Genomic DNA, 1222 nt, shown 5'->3' with positions numbered 1-1222 from the left:
GACGCCGGTGATGTACATGTGCGGCGCCGGCTCCTGCAGCACCCGCGGCTGCGCGTTCATCGCCTCGACGAACAGCTCCCGCGCCAGGGTCAGGTCGGCGTCGCCCTTGACCAGCACGCCGCAGACCAGGCGCAGATTGCGGTCGGACCAGGACTGGTTGACGATCACGTTGTTGGTCAGCAGGTCGTTGGGCACGATCGCCTCCACGCCGTCGCGGGTGCGGATCATGGTGTAGCGCACGGTCATGCGGGTGACCCGGCCGGACACCGAGTTGCTGACGATGTTGTCGCCGACCCGCACCGACTGCTCGAACAGCACGATCAGGCCGCTGATGTAGCTCGCCGCCAGCTTCTGCAGGCCCAGGCCCAGGCCGATGCCGAGCGCGCCGCCGAACGCGGCCAGGGCGGTGAGGTTGATGTCGGCGGCGGTGAAGATGAGGATGGTGGCGACGATCCAGATCGCCACGCTCATCACCCGCGACAGCGCCAGCACGAAGTTCGGCTGCAGGTTGCGGCTGCGGCGCAGCAGATTGCCGACGCTCTTGTCGGCCCACAGGGCGACGATCGCCACCACCACGCCGCTGATCAGTCCGTTGAGCATGCCGTCGCTGGACAAGGCGATGCCGCCGACCTTGAAGTGCGCCGAATAGACCTTGGCGATCAGCTTGCTGCGGTCTTCGAACAGGCTGAACACCGCCGCCAGCCATATCACCACGGTGACCAGGCGCAGCATGAACTTGAGCAGCGGCGTCGGCCGGAACGCGATCTCCATCAGCGCGCCGAGCAGGCGGATGACCGCGAACAGCCCGAGCATCGAGCCGGCCAGGCCGACCAGCGGATTGGCCAGCACGCCGCCGAACCGGCTCAAGCCGCCGATGATCGCCAGGGTCAGCACCGGCGTGGCCAGGTATTCGACGAACACCAGCCGCTTCGGCCGCTGATGCCCTACCCACTGCTTGAGCTTGCGCGTGATCAGCACCGCGACCGCGATGGCGGCGGCCAGCACCAGCAGATTGATCGCAAGGTCGGTCGGGTTCGACACCACGTCGATGGCGTCGGATACGGCCTCGGTCAGTTCCGGGTCTTTCGCCAGCGTCGGCTTCGGAGTGGCGCTCATCGGTCGGAGGTGTAGTCCGGTTCGAGTGCGGTCAGGGCGCGGTCGCGGCGGCACTGCGCCAGCGGTTTGCCCTTGGCCGAGAGGATGCGGGCGATGCTTTGGTCGG

Annotated in this window: 1 protein-coding gene; it reads right to left on the bottom strand. The window is 67.5% G+C overall.

Going from position 1 to position 1222, the window contains the following annotated elements; translation table 11 throughout:
* Positions 1–1116 (bottom strand): mechanosensitive ion channel domain-containing protein (locus tag ABZ855_RS48385; protein WP_360820478.1); only part of this gene is annotated, 1116 nt, incomplete at its 3' end.
* Positions 1117–1222 lie beyond the last annotated feature (106 nt).

It is taken from the genome of Streptomyces sp. NPDC047042, from assembly GCF_040644035.1.
Classification (GTDB): domain Bacteria; phylum Actinomycetota; class Actinomycetes; order Streptomycetales; family Streptomycetaceae; genus Streptomyces.
Note: the sequence above shows the minus strand (reverse complement) of the source record. Positions and strands in the feature narration are given on the sequence as shown.